The organism is Pseudoalteromonas sp. MMG005 (assembly GCF_018101015.1).
GTDB classification, from domain to species: domain Bacteria; phylum Pseudomonadota; class Gammaproteobacteria; order Enterobacterales; family Alteromonadaceae; genus Pseudoalteromonas; species Pseudoalteromonas aurantia.
The window spans coordinates 117,248-136,300 of sequence record NZ_JAGJEK010000009.1; the positions used below are offsets into that span (position 1 = coordinate 117,248).

Here is a 19,053-nt window from a genome sequence, read left to right on the forward strand (position 1 = left end):
AGATTATTTTCATTAACAACAGCAAATTACCTGTTTACACATACTCATTATTATTAAAAATAAAAAAGCTCGGTGGAATCCGAGCTTTGGGGTTGGGATTACTTAGTGTTTATTAAGTTGCAGATGTTTTCTGTAGCGTATCCTTTTTACTAAACCATTTGTTCTTGAGTGCCTTAATATCTTCAAGAACAACATATTGACATGGAATAAGTATTAGGGTGATTACAGTCGCAAACAATACACCAAACGCTAAAGAGACAGCCATTGGAATAACGATTTGCGCTTGTAAACTGGTTTCGGTAATAATAGGCACAAGTCCAATAAATGTCGTTAATGAAGTTAAGAGAATTGCCCTGAAACGTTTGCAGCCAGCTTCTACAACCGCTTGCTTAATCGTTGCGCCTGCATCTCGAGCTTTATTCACAAAATCGACCATGACCAGAGAGTCATTTACCACAACCCCTGCGACAGCTATAATTCCAAAGAACGACAAGCTACTCATGGTCATACCCATAACCATGTGACCAAATACAGCCCCTACAACGCCAAATGGGATAACCGACATGATCAGGATTGGTTGAGAATAGGAGCGTAAAGGAATCGCAAGTAATGCAAAAATGATCATCATTGAAAGTGCAAAATCACGAATTTGCTCTGCAACACTGTCCATTTCTTCTTGAATTCTACCTGCTACATTACTTTGTACACCGGGGTAATTAAGCAGCAATGATGGCAGATACTCATCACGTATTTCTGTTGCAATTTCAAATGGCTGGGCTTGATTTGTATCTACAGAAGCCCACACGTTAATAGTACGTTTTGCGTTTTCTCGACGAATACGATTCACACCGTCGACGAGTTTTACATTTGCGACTTCAGCAAGGAGTACTTCTGCGCCTGCTGGTGTAACGATACGCACATCTTGAATGTCACTGATTGAATTGCGAGACTCTTTCGGATAACGGATCATCACTTTGATTTCTTCACCGTCACGTAAAATACGCTGAGCTTCTAATCCGTAGTAACTAAAGTTTACTTGGGAGGCTACGTCTGCAAGTGTTAAGCCCATGCTATAAGCCAAAGGCTTCAGCTCTAGTTGTACTTCATCGGTTGCACTTTGCATCGAATCATTGACATCTCCGACACCTGTAATGGTATTGAGTTTTTCGGTGAGCTTTTCGGCAACTTCTTTCAATTGTTCTTTATCTTTTCCCTCAAGCCTAAAGCTAATGTCACCATCATCTCGGCCGCCATTCATTATGCTGTCGCGAATATTCAGGTTCTTCACACCAGGCAGTGGGGGCATTTGTTCGCGCCACATGGCACTTAGCTCAAATGTGTCAATTGGACGCTTATCCGGTTCAACGAGAATAGCCATGATATTTGCATTGGTACGGCCTCTGAGACTTACAGATAAGTCACGGATCATACCTTGTCCATATTTTTCTTCAATTTGCTTATCAACATCAAATAAAAGCGCTTCTATTTTTTGTGCTGTTTCAAGTGTGGCACTTTCAGATGAGGATAAATTCATTTCAATTGAAATTTCGGGGAAGTCATGAGGAATCTTTGGGTTCGCAACAAACTTAATGAAGCCTCCTGCAAACATGCCAGCGCTCACGATAAGAATTGTTAAAAAGCCGACAATTACTGTGTAGCGATAGTGAATGCAACGCTCGATAAAAGGGCGGTATAGGTTTTCAATAAAGTTCTTAAGGGCGCCATCTAAAAGTGCTCGAAGTCGATGAAAGGGGTTTTTAGGGTTGCTAGGCTTATCTTTCATCGCGGCTAAGTGTGCAGGCAAAATAAGCTTTGATTCAATTAAAGAGAAAATTAAGCAAAGTATAATTACGCCACCAATGGCTTTAGAAAAAGCAGCAGCAGGGCCGGTCGCTAGCGTTTGTGGTAAAAATGCCGCAACAGTGGTTAGTACACCAAATGTCGCTGGGATCGCAACACGCTTCACGCCTCGAACAACGTTATCTAAACTATGGCCATGTTCCTCAATTTCGGAGTGAACGGATTCACCGACAACAATGGCATCATCTACCACAATCCCGAGTACCAGTATAAATGCAAATAATGAAGCTAAATTTATTGTGACATCTAGCGCGCCCATTGGCATAAATAAAAAAGCACCTAGAAACGAAACAGGTAGCCCCATCATAACCCAGAACGCAAGTCTAACGCGTAAAAATAGTGCCAGCATCAGCATGACCAGCAAACCACCCCAGATCATGTTTTCAACCATCATATTTAAGCGGCCATCAAGATAGTAAGTTAAATCAATGAAAGGTTCTAGTTCAGCATCTGCGGGTAAGGTGGTATTACGTTCAGCTAGGTAGCTTTTTATAACATTGGCAACTTTACTGATATCTTGATCTTTTGAAGCACTTACTTGGTAAATGAGAGAGCTTTTACCGTTGTACTTTGAATACTGTAACCCTTCTTCAAAGCCGTCATTGACGGTTGCCACATCACCCAGTTTAATTTGCGCACCATCGGCTAACGTGATCAATGGTAAATTTTCAAACTCCGAGCCTCGGTATGCTTGATTCTCAACCCGCATTGATATGTAGCCGTTGTCAGAGCGAATTTGACCAGCAGACATGTTAGCGGAGAAAGCTGAAACAGCGTTTGAAATATCTCTAAAGCTTAGTCCATATTCGCGTAGCTTATCAGGACTAACTTCAATGCCAATTTCGTAGTTGAGACCACCATTGAATTCAACAAGGTTAACACCTGGCAGGGCAAGCATCTCGTCGTGTAATGTGTTACCTAACTCTTTGAGCTCGGCCCGACTTAAACTGCCATTTAAAGCAAGCCACATGACTTCCTGTTCAAACTTGTCGTAACGAACAACAGGGCGCTCCATACCAACAGGAAAGCTAGATATGGAGTCAACTTGCATTTTTACTTCATCAAGTACTTCTTGAGGGTTGTACTTTTCTTCGACTTCGATCCATGTTTGCGACATACCACGGTTGGAATAGGTGATCAGCCGTTTGATACCTTCGAGTCCTTCCATTGACTCTTCAACTTTTATCGTGATGCCTTCTTCGACTTCTTGAGGTGCAGCACCAGGATAAACAGCTTGCACACTTAACCAGTTATTTTCGAATTGAGGGAACATTTGCTTTCTAATTGAGAAAGCAGTGAGGATCCCGCCAACCAGAATAAAAATCATTAATAGGTTTGCTGCAACAGGGTTACGTGCAAACCATGCGATAATGCCTTTTTCGGATGGTAATGACATAAGTTACTCCTCCTTAAGAGCCAATTGTGTTGTTGGCGCTTGATTAGCAGCATCTTCAATACGTAATTGCATGCCGTTAGCAGGGTACTCTAGTGCAGACGTGATGATTTTATTGCCATTAGAGAGACCTGCATTCGCAATAACCATTCCATTACTTTCTCTAATAATTTGAAGCGATTTGAAGCTGAGTGTTAAATCATCGTTAAGTGTCGCAATTTGACCATTTTTGACCAAGTGGCGAGGAACAGATACCGCGGACTGGATAAGCTGCCCCTCAATTTTTGCATTAATATAGGTGCCAAAGCGAAGCTGTTTGTCGCCAGAGCTGTAAGGGACATCTACTTGCGCAACCAAATAAGTCATTCGGCTTCGCTCGTCTATGACGCCTTCATTACGGACAATCCTACCTTTCCAAATAACGTCTTTGCCCGCAAATTTCGCGGCGAGTGATACCTTTGAATCTAAGCCATTGTTGACTAAATATTGTAGTTCTTTATCAGCAACCGGTAGTCTTACCTCAGCAACTGATGTTGCATTGAGTACACCAAACTGATTTCCCGGACTAACGACACTCCCTAAACTGATTTGTCGACTGTCCACAATGGCGTCATAGGGTGCCTTTATATAGGTCCGTTCTAAGTTGCGATTTGCACGCTTTTCGCTGGCTTGTGCAGCTCTGTACTGCGCTAGTTTGTCAGCCAATTGCGGCTTTCTGAGATATAATTCAGATGGAATGGTTTCACTGGCATTGTTTTTTATCCGTTGCCATTCCGTTTTTGCCACATGCGCCTGAGCTTGTTCAATTTCAAGGGCTGAATGCGCTTGGGCTAAATTAGCTTGTGCTTCAATGAGCGCCGCTTCATAATCATTGGGATCAATGCGCGCTAATACTTCACCAGCTTTAACAAAACCTCCTCGCACAAATTTCTCTGAGATTTGAATTATTTGACCACTGACTTGGGCAACGAGTTCAGTACTATATTTCGGTTTTACAATACCGTATGAGTCAACAGTAAGTTGCATGGGGGCAACTGAGACTGATTCAATTTCAACAAGTGGGTGAATGATTTTTTCGGCTTTTTCTTCTGGTGGTTGTTTCATTGCAGAAAATGCTGCTGCAACGCCAATTCCTGTAATGAGTACCGCAATCGGTAATATAATTTGTTTTTTACTAGCCACGTTATAGTCCTTCCTACTATTAAAACACGCAATATCAATGACGGCTGATATCTTTACCTATTATGATACGACAATAGATGTTTCTAGGTGTTTAAAGTCTAAGGTAAGTTGTAACAAAGCATTGCGATAACAGAAACATTTTTACATTTACAGTATCAGTATCAGGCGTATGGCTTCTTTGAGGGTGATACCTATTCAATGAATGCTTTTTGGTTGTGCAAGACTGATTGCATTACAAACTCGCTGCTTTGTAAATATGGTAAATGATTTCACTGGAAACCACGGCTAAATTTGCATGTAGGGTTAATTATTTTAACTGCAGCAGGAATTGGTGCTTAATGTACAGTTAAAGTGTTAAAATCACTCTATAACAGTAGCCTATACGATTGCTTTCTATCGTGTCGCTAAATTTAGTAAGGAACCCACTTGGCAAATTTCTCTACTCATATAACAGCAAGTACAGTATCAAGCGCCATGCTAGGAACAACTTTATTGGCATCACACATTGTGACGATGTCAGAGAGTTTTCTGCTTATATTGATAGGCGCTTTGTCTGGATTGTTGCCCGATCTTGATGCGGATGACTCAACATCGATAGGATGGCTATTTTCTATTTTAGGCTGTGTGCTTGCTGGTGGTTTTATTGCGACTTACCCATTATCATCATTACTGTCGGTTTGGCTTTGTGCAGGCGGTATTTACGGCCTAGTTTGGTTTTTAGTCAAACCAATATTTGAAAGTATAACGGTGCATCGGGGAAGTTTACATTCAATTTTAGCTGTACTTATGTTTACGCTACTTGGATGTGTTTGTGCACTTCAGTTGGGGGCCACGTTGAGTTTTTCACTATTGGTAGCACTCTTTGTTTTTTTTGGTTCTTTAGTACACTTGCTTTTAGATGAATGTTACAGCGTCGATTTAGCTAACAATCGCATTAAGTCTTCATTTGGCAGTGCAATGAAGATTATTGATATACGTTACCCCTTTATTGCGTTGTCGCAGTTAGGTCTGGTAGGGGCTGGCTATTACTACCTTTATCAGCACTATACACAGATACCCACAGTGGTCGTAAATTGGTATGAGAAATTAATGCAGTTAACCATCGTACCCAGTTTCTAGGGTTATGATGACTCTTCATACATACCATCAAATGATCGCGAGATAAGCGTAAATTGGCGGTATATATATTGATTAATATAAGGAGTGACCTTGGCTAAAAAATTTTATGTCGTTTGGCAAGGGCGAGAGCCTGGAATTTATACTAATTGGGCGCAATGCAAAGCCCAAGTGGATGGCTTTTCAGGTGCTAAGTACAAGTCTTTTTCAAGCCAAGAAGAAGCTGAGTCAGCCTTTGGAGGCAGATCATTTCCACAGCGTGAGATTCAAGATATTTCATCCAAAATTACAAAAAAGAAGCCTAGTGCTTTGTCACAAGCGCACATTGATCAAATGGCCTATGATATAAAAATTTATACTGACGGGGGTTGTGAACCAAATCCTGGGGAAGCGGGAACAGGGCTAGCTGTTTATGAAAATGATGTACTTAGTGAACTATGGTACGGGCTTTATCAGTCAATCGGAACGAATAATACTGCTGAATTACGCGGGTTAAATCAGGCTTTGTTGATAGCACAAGATAAGTTATCAACAGGAAAATCTGTGGTTATTTATTGTGATTCAAAATATTCAATTGATTGTATTACCAAGTGGGCAAGTAATTGGGAGAAAAAGGGTTGGACGAAGGCTTCTGGAGAAATAAAAAACTTAGATATTATTCAACCTGCGTATGCACTTTATCAGACACTTTTATCGAAGATCGCGATATATCATGTGAATGGACATGTAGGTATTGAAGGCAATGAACTTGCTGACAGAATGTCTATTCTGGCTATAGACTCAAAAGATGAAGGCTTATGCCGATATAATAAAAATGTTGATATACCAACTATATTGGCTATGCGCACAGGATAAATATTTCTAAGACGCCTGAATTTCAATATCGCTATTTTCAATAGCTCGGTACAATGTGAACGGTCGCATGTCGACTATTTCCAGCCGTTATGAGCATAACGAAGGGTATTTACTTTTTTGCAATATAATGGGGCTGATTTTAAGTCGTGGTTATACCGTCACTTTGATATATCTATTGTCACAATGAACGTGTGCCTGCCAAACGAAGCGGTTAATGGCCCAAAAGTGATTTTTATGACGTGAACGCCGGAGCAATGAGTCAACTTTCTTGTGAGTTGTTTTTGCAAGTATTGATTGTTTTGCTTGTGTTTTAGATGCATGAATAAACCCATTTCATTGTTTAATATAGGAAAATATGTACTGAGTCGTATGGGGGATTAATGCAAAATAAGTTGCTCTATTATTCTAGAGCAACTTATGGTTTGTTTTATATAACAGGGAGTTTTTTAAATTCTATTAGAAGTCTAGATTTACGCCGATATAGCCAGAGCGACCTAGTATAGCCCAACCATTATAGGCTCCACGTGAAGTGGTCCAATGGTCGCCGCCATTATTATCAGTAATATTGTTGATACCTACATAAACAGATGCCATGTCAGTTAGTTGATAATCTGCGCGGATATTGTGAATACGAGAGTGTGACGGAGTATCACTATCACGATAGTTTTCACTGGCATCATCATCAAATCGACCTGACGTTTTAAATTTGAATGTCCAACTTAGGGTTAAATCATCCAGTGTATATTTCGTAACGAGATTAGATGCCCATTTAGGTCGGCCTAATTGACCGGCTTCGTTATTCGTTTCAGCCGTACCTTCTGCTAAATCTTGAGTCGTAGTTGAGTCTTCATATAATCTGGTTGCTTTGAAATCAAATGACAATGCATCCCAGCTATAATATAACTCGAAATCAGTTCCTCTCACGCGGCCTTGGTCGAAGTTTAAGCTCAGTGGGCGAACATAATCTACATCGCCATTGTCTTTTCGAGTTACTAGATTACAGAACATATTATCAATGGAGTTTGCTGCTAAATCTACGCAGTTTTCCATAACGTCTTCACCGTCAAACTCAGATATTTTATCTTTGAGCTTAATGTCAAAAAAGTCAACCGAGAGTGTCAAGCCTTCAAGTATTGAGGTTGGTGTATATACAAAACCAACCGTCAGTGTATTGGCTTTTTCTTGTTGCAGGTCAGCGTTACCTGAGTTTCTGACTTCTCCGCGAGTTGTTTTAATATTTGAGTTCCAACCTGCAGGAATACCGTATAGTGCACAGTTTGCTTTACGACGTCCATCAGCAGGGCCGCCATCTATATTTGATTCATCACAAGGGTCGTTAATTGTTGAGTAACCGACACTTTCACCCGCGTATAGCTCATATAGCTGAGGCGCACGAACGGCCTGTGAGAAAATAGAGCGTAATCTGACTTCTTCATTAATCGACCAGTTTACAGCGAACTTAGTACTTTCAAAACGATTTTCATTGGTTGAGTAATCGGCAACACGATACGCAGCTTCTACTTCAAGCAGTTCGGCGAATGGCATGTCACTAATGACAGGTACTAATAGTTCAACATACGCTTCCTTAATATTCCGACTTACATCTAATGGTAGCTTTTTAGACGTTAAGTTGCCTGACGACCATAGTTCTGATGGGTCAAAGTGAATACCCTCGTATCGAACTTCTAAGCCACTACTCATTTGCATAACACCTGCTGGTAGCTCGTATAAATCGCCAGATAAGTTTGCTGTAAAGGCGTGGTTTACTGAGTCAGTTGTAGCGACAAATGCATCGATTACATAATCTGTCAATGCTTGAGACTGACGTTCAAAAGGTGAGAAACTCGGGCAATTTCCGGCTTCAACACATGGACCGATAACTTGTAATTGACTATCTAGACGGTCCACTCTCAACTGAGTTTTGTTTTCTAAATCATTCATTGATTTACCGGATGAAAAATTCACATCCCAAAACCATTCGTCATTATATACGCCAGAGAAAGTCAAAGATGAACTGAAAAATTCACGAACGTTTTTGTGTTTACGACCTCCAACCTCATGAAATGTGTGGTGAAACCCAATCCAATCGGTATCTTGAAAGTTGTCTGTAATGGAAGCTGGAGTGTCGAATAGTTCTTTAACATCAGCTACTTGCATCCACGCGCGTTTGAAGGGGGGGTCGATAACATTATTAGACTCTGTTCTAGCAAGTGTTACATCAAATGACATATCAAAGTCATCAAACTGATAATTTACAGAAGAGAATAGGTTAATACGCTCAAATGGGTCTTCAATATTACCCCATCGAGTGCCCTCGTATCCATTACCGGCATCGACTAGCCAGCCGTCATACATGTCTTTGTATCGAGCACGAAGTGCCACATCTTGGGTCGATTCATCGAAATCGTACCAATCATAGCCACCATCATCATCGTTGTATACTGAAAAGATAGTTTCAGGTACACCCCACGGGATTGGTGAGACATTTTTAACCCAAATTTTACTTGGCTGCCCATCGGCTTTATTTGGGTTTGTTACTGAACGTTGATAGTTATACGCTTTTTCACGATCGTTTTGCGTTAAGGCGGATTCTGATAAGTAATCGACGGCAACGGTAAAATTACCATTGTCATCATCGAAGTTAAAACCATGAGTAAATGATAAGCTGCGTGTGCTATGACCGCCTTCTTGCGTACCAGAAAGGTGTGCGTTTGCTTTAGTACCTTCAAAGTCTTTTCGCAGAATAAAGTTAACAACACCTGCAATTGCATCTGAACCATAAATTGCTGATGCACCACCCGTCATAACTTCTACACGTTCAATTAGAGAGGCCGGGATAGTACCAACATCAGCGAAAAGACCTTGGTTATCAGTAGATACAGAAGGGGGACGTTTACCATTTACCAATACTAGAGTACGCTCTTCACCCATATTGCGAAGATCTAATATATTTAGACCTGAATTACCAAACGAATAGTTCCCTGAAGCGGAATCAAAACCATCGGAAAATTGTGGCATGCCTGTAAGAATATCATTTACATTCTGAGCACCAGTTAGTTTGATGTCTTCTGCTGAGATGACAACGGTAGGAGAAGGCGCTTCGAAGTTGATTCGTTTTATACGAGAGCCTGTAACCATAATTCGTTCTGGTGTATCGACGTCAACTGAATCATTTGCCTGTGCAGTAGCCCCAAGACTTGCAGCTGAAACAGCAAGTGCAAGTAAACTTTTATTTAGCTTTGTATTAGCTACCCATTGATTATTTATTGTGTATACCCCTTAGTATCACTAATTATTGTTATATTTTTCATATGCTTTCTGTGCATGCAAATAAGAGTTACTGTTTTGCTTTTAGAAAGAATAAACATCAACATTCTGCTGCTGATATATTGTATACAATATATCAAAAGCAAATAATTACAAGTCCTTTTATTGGGTAATTTTGTGCAAAAGGGGATTGTTGATGTTTTTCGGAAAGGATGATGTAACCTTTATTTTCAAAATTAAATTTATTTTTTTGTTGTCTTCACATTGACATTGCATTTTTTATCTAATTATTTTCTTTATGTGGTTTTATTTTTCTTGTGTTTAATTTTGTTACTGTGGTATTGATTTGTTTCTTGAAACAGTGACTGTCGTTATCTATAGGAATATGTTAAAGGTGACTCTGTTATGGTGGTCTGATTCAGTGGGTAATACATTTCTTGTTTTTGAGTAAAACAGGATGGTATGAGGGCTCATTTTTTAGTTCTACGGGAGAGAAGGGGTTACTCGTTAAAGCAACATGTAAATGAGGACGGGGCAGCCGTATCCGTAGGGTATTTTAATTCAGTATAACAGTACCGACTTTCAATTAATTGTAGGCTATTCACGGTATGGGATTTATATAATAATATGAATTTATAAGTATTTGAAGTCTACATGTGTTTCAATTCTTCCTGACTTATTAAGGTGAGTTAATATCAAGAATAAGCTTTCTTACTTAATATTTACGTTTATTCTTAATTCACCCTTTATTCTTGTTGATTTATCTTTTATTTAAGGCTAGGTTAAACGCTCATATGTTTTTTGCAGATTTTTACTCTGCTCTAAATACCAAAAAATAATTAAAAAGACATAATGGAAGAGGGAAATATGAAAAATATACTTAGTGTAGTAGCATCTTGTGTTGTTTTAGTAGGTTGTAATGCAACGGATGATGACGCCGATAAACAGGCCAGAAATACTAATGGATATAAGTGTGAGCAAGTTAGAGTTTTAGGGTCAAGTATCCCTAAAAAGGTGTGTTCGACTCGGGAGCAACGTAAGCAAGCTGAGATCCGCTCAAAAGAAGCGACAAGAGACGCGCAGCGCCCTGTTACATTAAATGGTATTGAATAACCGTTATGCGGTTCTAGGGCCTCAAGCAGTGCCCTAGGGCTTTTTCAAATAGATGAGTTCTTTCCTCAGTATTTTCAGTTTACGTAAGACTTAACTCGATACCGAATCGAGTACGAATGAGTTAATACGTTTTCTATACCTATGATGTAACTGTTAAAGCGCTTCTTTAATAGCATATTTTAGATTGTTTTTTCTCTCATGATTTTAACTTTTATTTTACACTTAATATTTTATATAAAACTGAATGTTATTATCGGTATGTTATTTATAAGTAAAGGTAGTGCTGGTTTCTAATGTGAAAATTAGCATGTGGTGTTAAATAATAGTTAATGTTGATTTTTAACGATTTGTTAATTTATACTCCTCTTTGTTTGTTATAATTGTAACATTAAATTCTCTTTTATTAACTTTATGTTTTTTCTGATCATCATGAATCGTGAGTTATTTATAGTCTCCTAGTTGTAACCTAATAGTCGCGGCGTAATCCCCCCGAAAGTATAAACATTGTGGTTAAAAGGTTTTTTTAAGCATTGCTATGATATCAGTTACCGATAGTTTACTTACAGAGTCACTACCAGAGAGTAATGTTTGCGCGAGATCTCGTTTATGTTGATGCAGTGCTACAATTTTTTCTTCTATGGTGTTTATCGCAATCAATCGATAAACGGTCACCGGGCGCAGTTGGCCCATGCGATGTGCACGGTCACTGGCTTGTTCTTCTACAGCAGGATTCCACCATGGGTCCATATGAATAACGTAGTCGGCAGCAGTGAGGTTTAACCCTGAACCTCCCGCTTTGAGGCTAATTAAAAATACTTGACCTTCACCTTGTTGAAAGGCATTGACGCGATGTTGTCTGTCTCTTTGTGGTGTACTGCCATCTAGGTATTGATAGTCCACACCTTTGCTATCTAAGTGCTGTTTGATTAGTTGTAAATGTCCTACAAATTGGCTAAAAATGAGGGCTTTGTGATTATTTTCTTGGAGTTCGTTTAATAGTTTATCAAGAGCGATAAGCTTCGCACTGGGGAGCGTATTGTCTGAAAGTACCAGCGATGGATGACAGCATGCTTGGCGAAGTTTAGTTAATTCTGCGAGCATTTTGATTCTTTGTGCGCCAGCTTGGTCTTGTTGAGATGTCGCGGTGAGGTTTTCTATCGCAGTTAGCCGTAGAGCTTCGTAAAGTGCCATTTCTTCTTCACTAAGTTGCACTTTAACATTAATATCCGTTCTGGCTGGTAGTTCGGTGAGTACCTGATCTTTCATGCGACGCAGTATAAATGGTTGGATCAGGTTTTTTAATTGAGAACGGGCTTTTTTAGCGGCAATTGGGTCATCTTTAACATTGTCAATAGGCGTTGAGAAACGTGCACTGAAGCGTTTTAAGTTACCAAGCAGGCCGGGGTTAACAAAACGAAATAAGCTCCACAATTCGGTTAAATTATTTTCAATAGGTGTACCAGTGGTTATAAGCTTAAAATCGCCTTTTAATGTGCATGCTGCAATCGAACGCTGTGCTAAAGGGTTTTTTAATGCCTGAGCCTCGTCAGCGACAATCGTTGACCATGTGCACGCTTGCAGTAATGCGCTCTCTCGCTGCAGTAACCCGTAGCTTATAATTAAGCAATCAAGACTGTTGAGCTGTTTTAAGGCGTCAGCTCGTTTGGCTGAAGTTTTAATATCAGACAACAGTTTTATGTTTAATGTAGGAGCAAATTTAGTTGCCTCTTGTTGCCAGTTGAAACAGACTGATGTAGGCGCTATCACTAAGCTAGGACCTAAGTGTGCTCGAGAGACGAGCAGCGCAAGTGCTTGTAGTGTTTTACCAAGCCCCATATCATCAGCTAAACACGCCCCAGCCCCCCAATGGGCAAGTCTTGATGCCCAATCAAATCCTTCAATTTGATAATCACGGAGTGTAGCACGTAATGTTGTGGGAACTTTGCATTCAAGGAGATTAGCTTGCGTCATTTTAACATGTTGTTCATCCCAAGCATGTAATGTTTTCATTCTCATGCCTGTTGTTGCCTGTGATACATGTAAGCTGGCAAGTGGATGAAATTGTCCATTATCTGTTGCGGTATTAAGTTGGTCTAAGCGTTGTTTTAATTCATCAGATAGGGCGAGTATTTGATGGTTATCCAGTTCTATAAATCGGCCATGAGCTTGAGAAGTTAACGAGAGTAACCTCTTAAGCTCAATTACATGAGAATCGTCAACGACCAAATGGCCCGATAAATCAAACCATTGATGTTTTTTGCTCAGAGCCAATTGCAAATGATGACTGTGCAGTGGTTTTGTCAAAGTCATTGTTTTACCTTTCGGCCAACGAAGGGTCAAAGGAATAGGGCTGGGATCTAACGCCGTGGTATGGTCTAGCTGCTGAAGTGTCTCCAAAGCAGTTTGTAAATCGTTAAGTTGGAGACGATTATCTTGCATCGTTAGAAATGCAGGGCAATGCGTATCTAATATATCAAGGTACTGCTCTTCTTGGATGAGGTTGCGACTAGTCGCAACGCGTTTGCCATTAAGTTCTGTGGTTATTTTGGCATTGCCAATACCAGGTTTGAACGTTGGCCCTTGCTCACCAAATGGCATCACAAAACAGGTAAACTCAAGTCCATCATGAAATGGTTGAATATTGATGACTAATCGAGCATCAGCAGGGTGGGTTTCAAGCCCTGTATCTAGTTCAGCAATGCTTGATTGAATGTTGAGTAAAGGCGCAATCGCACTGACGCTTTCTAGCACCTTTTCTTTAGCTGATATAGGAATTGTTAACCCTTCTTCACCAATGATCTGCGCGACTTTTAAGTGTTCTGGTGCAAAGACTGTAAGTCGATATTGCTCTGGGGCATATTCAGTTAACGAGTAATTCAATGGTATGCCATTCAAAGTTGCGGGAATCTCAGCGATACTCAGTACTAAATGATTATTTTGTTGCGTGATAAGTAACTCGGGCTGCGCCTTGTTCAATTCAATGGGTGTAAATACATCATCGACTAAAAATAAGTTCGGTGCACCGCATGCGGCGGTGAGTGCCCTTGCGCCTTCCAAAGTATAATGGGTTTTATCTTGCCATTGCTTTGCTCTATTAATATGTGAACAAATTTTAATGTCTTGCTCAGACATAAAAGTAAACTCGTGCGATTGTTCATATAGACGTTGTAATGATACAGGGCGACCTTTACTCCATCCCGATGTCGTTTTTTTTTGCGCGCGTGCAGACAGTGAAATGCAAAACGGTGCTATGGTTATCTCCCATATTAGCCTTGAGGCTGTGTCCGGAAGGTGAGTGTTAGCCGATGTGTCTTCAGGAGCGAGTGAAATGAGTTTATCAAGTGCGAGATCCCAGCTTACTTTATGTGAAATAGCCTGTGTTAAATCAAAAAGGTTATGAGTGCTAGGGAGCTCTACGTCAACGCTATTATTAACATTAAAGTGTGGCGTCAATTGTTCAATTAATAGGGAAAATAAGCGGTAATCAGTTGCTTCAAAAAAAAGATATGCATGGTGAAGGGCTTGCGAACTGAGCTGCTGTTCATTCGATAATGGTTGGCACCACTTTACGGCCAGAGCATCAAAATAATGTATTAGATGAGCATAAAATACGTGATGGCTATGTAGAAACGTGAAGTCAGGTAGCAAAGATGTATACGGTGTTGCTGTTGATAAGCTCTCAATAAGAGGGAGCATAAATTGACCTACGTGATGGCTGTGATCCTGACTATTTTTGTCGTGGCTTTGGGCATGTACATGTTTTTCTGCAAGTGAAAAGTAAGTCGCGTCTAGTTTGTTTGCTGCAATTAATAAAGTTAACTGATAAAACAGGCTATACAGTCCATCCAAGTGTTGAAATTTCTTTTTTCCATATTTATTTTTAGCCGTAAGTGCTTTACTGAACAAATTAAGCGCACTGTCTATGTCACCTGCCAACAATGCAAGGGTTGCCTTGAGTTGCAAGCTATAACAGCTATTGTCGTTCGGTACCATTAATAGGCGCACTTTGTTTATTTTACCTTGTAATAAATACTGTTCAGCTAAAAGAAGACTGAGGGAGCGTTCACTATTATTAGTGTCGTGTACCTGCTCTAGCAATGTTAATGCATAGGCATTTGAAGCGCCTCGCTGGCGAAGTACATAAAACCAGCATGCAAAAGATTGATATTGAAGCGTGTCTGGTAAGGTCACAAAATGTGTTAGCTGAAATGGGACAAAATTCAGCTCAATTAATATTTGACCACGCTGATAGTCGATTTGCTGTGGATTTTTATGTATTTTTAGATGTTGGACCATCTTGTTGTGATCATTTAAGAAATAAAAATCCCGAATTAATCGTTGTTCATCATCAAGCGTTTGCTCCCAATCATACAATTGTATAACAGGAACAACCGTTTCACCGGCCTTTAAAATGGTAAAAAACACGTCACGAGTGATGGCTTTATGCGTAAGCTGATGAGTGAGTAAATGGGTGAGTTTTAGCTCATCATTATGTACGCGAATAAACCCCAATTGCTGCCAAGCTTTAATCGCGTTTGATGTAATACGTTCATAGGCGTAGTGCTTGGAATTAAATGCTTGTTTATCTAATTGTTTAAGGAGTTTATTTAAATTCCCTAAAGAAATGGGTTTATAAATCACGGCCATGACCGTGAATACCCATTGCTCAGCATGTGACCGAGATAAAAACTGGTGATAACAGGCATCAATTTCTTGCGGCAATAGAGCTGTGATTTTCATAGCGTTAAGTGTGTATTTAATAGCAAATTAAAGAGCGCTAATTTAACACATAACTTAGTTGCTTAAATAGTCGGTTATGTTGGTTGTGCATTTGCTTGTTATTTGAGTGATAAGAGAAAGGGTATTCGCCCTTTAAAGGAATCTAATGCGTCAAATGGTGATAACCCTCGATTCGTTTGTGGGCAGAAAGCCGAACTTCGAAGAGGATACGTCGATTTCTGGGGATTGTGATAACCGGGATACTGCTATAGACTCGACTAGCTTGTACCTTATTTTGATTAAGGTGAAACATAATAAAGCTTGTTTTGAAGGAATAAAGATGAAAAGAAATCTCGTGCTTATGCTAGCAAGTTCTGTGATGCTTATGGGCTTTAAATGTGCTGCATTTGATGCTGAAAAAGCCATAAATGAACTTCAAACAATACTCACCGACAACTACGCATACTTGCACGATAGAGAGCAGTCAGCAGTAAAGCTATTCAATACTCATCAATCAAGGTTACGTGATAGTAAAACAGCGAAGGAATTTAGAGATAACGCACAAGCATATTTACGAGCATTTACAGATCCGCATTTGAATTTGGGGCCCTATGACCGTGATGATTTCAGCGTTTACCCGACAGGTTCTGACATTTTTGTCCAGTTTGAAGATAGGAAATTGGTGGTTTATGACATTAAAGCGGGGTCTGATGCACATATCAAGGGGTTAAAGCCTGGTATGGAGATTAGCGCCATTGATGGGCAATCGATAGAACAGGCTATGAGTCAAGTAACTGGCATGACATTGAATGAGTTAACGAAAAAGCAGCGTAACTATGCGGCTAATATTGCGTTAGGTGGAAGGCGCCATCAGCCCAGAAGGTTACTCATTCACAGTGAAAATGGAGATAAAGAGTTTAACTTAGCAGCGAGTTATTCTAATATAAACGCACTTAAAAAGGCAGAGCCCGTCACGATTGAAGTGTACGGACAGGTGGGGTATATACGCTTTAATAATGCATTGGGTGATACACAGACAAGCGATTTTTTCAAAAAAGGGTTAAGAAAACTTGTTAATACCAAAGGTCTGATCATAGATTTACGCAATACACCTAGTGGCGGTAATACGGGAGTTGCAGAACCAATTCTTGGCCACTTTACTAATAAAGTGGCCACTTATCAGACGTATAAAACGCAAAGTAAAGGCCAGCTCTACGGTGAGTCTGTTATGCAATTTGCCCAAGTTTTACCTGAAAATCCGTATATAGTTCAGCCATTTGTTGTACTCGCCGGACGTTGGACCGGTAGTATGGGTGAGGGAATGGTGATTGGCTTAGATGCGCTTGGTGCACAAGCAGTGATAGGTGCTCCGATGGCAGACTTACTTGGCGGAATTAAACAAGTCAAACTCCCTTACAGTGACAGTTGGATTGAAGTTGGGTTCGAGCGTTTGTATCACACTAATGGTGAATATCGAGAAGATTTTATACCTCAGGTATTGCTAAAATCTGCGGATATAGATGCATCAGGCAATGATGTTGCAATGCAAAAGGCATTTGCATTTTTTAAATAACCTCAGGTTTGGATAAGGGTTTTGGAATAGAAAATGTTTTGTAAACAAACTTACACACAATCCAATGATGATATTTTGTTCAATATCAAGGCGCTTTTATGCAGTAATAGCGGGCTATTACAAATGAAAGCAACGCCGAGAGTGACAAAAATAGCTTTATTGGGCAAATTCGCTATTCAGAGCTGAGGTTAAATAAAGATATAGCTGGGTAATTTTAGTTTTGTACATGCGCATTGTTACCAAGGAAAGTAACTGAATCAACACGTATTGTGACGCAATGTATACCGTGATTGTGAGGTTAACTGCCTGTTGTAGCTAGTGCTATAAAAATCGCGTAAAGCTGAGTGGTTTTTGATATACTGAGCCCTTTATTTTTAGGGCTGTGTTATGGAATGTCGTTTACATTGTGGTGCGTGTTGTATAGCGCCGAGTATAAGTTCAAGTTTTCCATTGCACCCAAATGGAAAAGCGGCGGGTGAGCGCTGTAAAAACTTGTCAGATGATAATTTATGCAAATTATTTGGTCAGCCTGAGCGTCCTAATGTGTGTCACGATTTTAAAGCGGTTGAGTGGGCATGCGGTAAATCTTCAACGGAAGCGTTATCAATATTAACAAACATGGAAATTATGACGTGTTAAATTGCGCTATGTTCAAACATAGCGCTCTATTCTTTATTGGCCTAGTAGTTCATTTGCAAGAGGACCGCCTTGGCCCCAGTAATTTGCATGGGCAGTGGCACACCAATTTACGTCAGCCCATGTGAAATCTTTATAATAAATTTTATCAACACACGCATTCACTTCATGCTCACCTAAGCCAACTCTGACAATACACGTTGTACCAGAGCAGTTAGCATTATATCTGCTAATATCCCATTCGACACTTTGGACTGGTTTTGACGTATTGACTTTAAATACAGCAGCACCTTGACGTGTGTGAGTGAGTGACTCACCACCAAAACAGATGCCTTGCCTGTACTCATCATATGCTCTTGTATCTACATAACAAGATACTGAACTTGCTAATGCTGCACCGCTAAATAATGTTGCACCAATTAGTGCGAGAACTGCTTTTTTCATGATTAACTTCCTTTTATTAACTTATTGGTTGCTCAATTAATGAGCAGTTAATAAACTAGAGCATTTATATCATTTTTACAACACTATATTATCAAATTGATGGGTGTTTTATATGCAATGTGTGGGTCAGTCAATTCTAAAAATGTTCGGTTGTATTGGTGTGGTGACTGGTGAATAAGTAATTATTGTGATGTGTGTTGAAACATGTAAACAATACACTTATGTTTAGGCTATAAGCCTAAACATAAGTGTTACTGGGCAGCTTGATACATGTATCATCGCCAATTTATTATCAGTGGACTTCTACAGGAGGAAAGTTTTCAAGAATTGCAAACACCGTTTTATTCACAGATGTGGTACGTTGTTCTGGAGTTTGTTTATTACGAAGGCGGCCTTCTTTTGCACCACGCCATACTAATTGATTAGATGCTTTATCTATGACATCTATTACCAGTGTCCCTACATCATATTCTCGAGCATGGGTTTGTGTTTGGTAACCGAAGCCCCAGTAATTCCAACGAGCGGAATAACTTGTATTAAATGAATCTGCTTCTATTTTACTATCAACAGATGCGTGATAGTTTACAAGAACGTCTGCGTTTTCACTTTCGACTAGTTTAATATTATGCTTTAACATTGCTTCAATAATGGCGTTGCGAACACGCTTTTCCATGAGATCATTTATTTGATACGCATTTCCGCCATTATTTTTTAAATCAGCATCTGCAGACCAAGAAAATGTCTTGTAATTGGTAAACTTAACGGACTTATCGTAATCCCAATCAGGTGTATTACTGCACGCGCTGATCAATATGACCGAGGCAGCTAAAATAATATTTCTTAACATGTTTTATCTCCTAAAGGGCTGAATTACTTCAGCCGATACAGCATATTG

11 protein-coding genes are annotated in these 19,053 nt (G+C 39.8%); 5 read left to right on the plus strand and 6 right to left on the minus strand.

The features are described 5' to 3' along the window. Window positions 1-112: 112 nt before the first annotated feature. Together J8M01_RS08885 and J8M01_RS08890 are read right to left on the minus strand one after the other, a co-directional pair. On the minus strand, window positions 113-3,256 hold the full coding sequence (locus tag J8M01_RS08885) for an efflux RND transporter permease subunit (RefSeq protein WP_211047665.1): 3,144 nt from the start codon (window positions 3,254-3,256) through the stop codon (window positions 113-115). Window positions 3,257-3,259: 3 nt separating this feature from the next. After that, window positions 3,260-4,435: an efflux RND transporter periplasmic adaptor subunit gene (locus tag J8M01_RS08890; RefSeq protein ID WP_211057744.1), complete on the minus strand. Its 1,176-nt coding sequence runs from the start codon at window positions 4,433-4,435 to the stop codon at window positions 3,260-3,262. Between the two features lie 426 nt (window positions 4,436-4,861). On the opposite strand from J8M01_RS08890, the gene J8M01_RS08895 reads away from it, so the two are divergent. Together J8M01_RS08895 and J8M01_RS08900 are read left to right on the plus strand one after the other, a co-directional pair. Next, window positions 4,862-5,554 (plus strand): metal-dependent hydrolase, encoded by a 693-nt coding sequence (locus J8M01_RS08895; protein WP_210997457.1) that lies wholly within the window; start codon window positions 4,862-4,864, stop codon window positions 5,552-5,554. Between the two features lie 84 nt (window positions 5,555-5,638). Then, a complete protein-coding gene (locus J8M01_RS08900; protein ID WP_348772732.1) occupies window positions 5,639-6,406 on the plus strand; it encodes a ribonuclease H family protein in 768 nt (255 codons plus the stop codon). A 456-nt stretch (window positions 6,407-6,862) separates the two neighbouring features. Here the strand turns inward: J8M01_RS08900 and J8M01_RS08905 are convergent, their stop codons facing one another. After that, entirely contained in the window at window positions 6,863-9,544 is a 2,682-nt protein-coding gene (locus tag J8M01_RS08905; protein ID WP_211057746.1) for a TonB-dependent receptor, read from the minus strand. 996 nt (window positions 9,545-10,540) lie between these two features. On the opposite strand from J8M01_RS08905, the gene J8M01_RS08910 reads away from it, so the two are divergent. Next, window positions 10,541-10,786, plus strand: coding sequence for a hypothetical protein (locus tag J8M01_RS08910; RefSeq protein ID WP_211057747.1), 246 nt, complete (start codon window positions 10,541-10,543; stop codon window positions 10,784-10,786). A 510-nt stretch (window positions 10,787-11,296) separates the two neighbouring features. Here J8M01_RS08910 and J8M01_RS08915 read toward each other — a convergent pair. Then, window positions 11,297-15,526, minus strand: a complete 4,230-nt coding sequence (locus tag J8M01_RS08915; protein WP_211057748.1) for a DEAD/DEAH box helicase — start codon at window positions 15,524-15,526, stop codon at window positions 11,297-11,299. 319 nt (window positions 15,527-15,845) lie between these two features. Between J8M01_RS08915 and J8M01_RS08920 the strand changes: the two genes are divergently transcribed. Both J8M01_RS08920 and J8M01_RS08925 read left to right on the plus strand, forming a co-directional pair. Next, the gene (locus J8M01_RS08920; protein WP_211057749.1) at window positions 15,846-17,078 is read left to right on the plus strand and encodes a S41 family peptidase; all 1,233 of its coding nucleotides are present in this window, start codon (window positions 15,846-15,848) and stop codon (window positions 17,076-17,078) included. Between the two features lie 387 nt (window positions 17,079-17,465). Beyond that, window positions 17,466-17,717 (plus strand): YkgJ family cysteine cluster protein, encoded by a 252-nt coding sequence (locus J8M01_RS08925; RefSeq protein WP_192507280.1) that lies wholly within the window; start codon window positions 17,466-17,468, stop codon window positions 17,715-17,717. A gap of 33 nt (window positions 17,718-17,750) precedes the next feature. Here J8M01_RS08925 and J8M01_RS08930 read toward each other — a convergent pair whose 3' ends face one another. Further along, window positions 17,751-18,158 (minus strand): hypothetical protein, encoded by a 408-nt coding sequence (locus tag J8M01_RS08930; RefSeq protein ID WP_211057750.1) that lies wholly within the window; start codon window positions 18,156-18,158, stop codon window positions 17,751-17,753. Between the two features lie 292 nt (window positions 18,159-18,450). After that, window positions 18,451-19,005 (minus strand): DUF4136 domain-containing protein, encoded by a 555-nt coding sequence (locus J8M01_RS08935; protein ID WP_192507282.1) that lies wholly within the window; start codon window positions 19,003-19,005, stop codon window positions 18,451-18,453. Window positions 19,006-19,053 lie beyond the last annotated feature (48 nt).

What these genes read in the sequence shown, in the direction of transcription:
- J8M01_RS08920 (WP_211057749.1), top strand. Translation starts at nt 15,846, where the DNA reads ATGAAAAGAAATCTCGTGCTTATGCTAGCAAGTTCTGTGATGCTTATG.
- J8M01_RS08915 (WP_211057748.1), bottom strand. Translation starts at nt 15,526, where the DNA reads ATGAAAATCACAGCTCTATTGCCGCAAGAAATTGATGCCTGTTATCAC.
- J8M01_RS08885 (WP_211047665.1), bottom strand. Translation starts at nt 3,256, where the DNA reads ATGTCATTACCATCCGAAAAAGGCATTATCGCATGGTTTGCACGTAAC.
- J8M01_RS08910 (WP_211057747.1), top strand. Translation starts at nt 10,541, where the DNA reads ATGAAAAATATACTTAGTGTAGTAGCATCTTGTGTTGTTTTAGTAGGT.
- J8M01_RS08930 (WP_211057750.1), bottom strand. Translation starts at nt 18,158, where the DNA reads ATGAAAAAAGCAGTTCTCGCACTAATTGGTGCAACATTATTTAGCGGT.
- J8M01_RS08925 (WP_192507280.1), top strand. Translation starts at nt 17,466, where the DNA reads ATGGAATGTCGTTTACATTGTGGTGCGTGTTGTATAGCGCCGAGTATA.
- J8M01_RS08905 (WP_211057746.1), bottom strand. Translation starts at nt 9,544, where the DNA reads ATGGTTACAGGCTCTCGTATAAAACGAATCAACTTCGAAGCGCCTTCT.
- J8M01_RS08935 (WP_192507282.1), bottom strand. Translation starts at nt 19,005, where the DNA reads ATGTTAAGAAATATTATTTTAGCTGCCTCGGTCATATTGATCAGCGCG.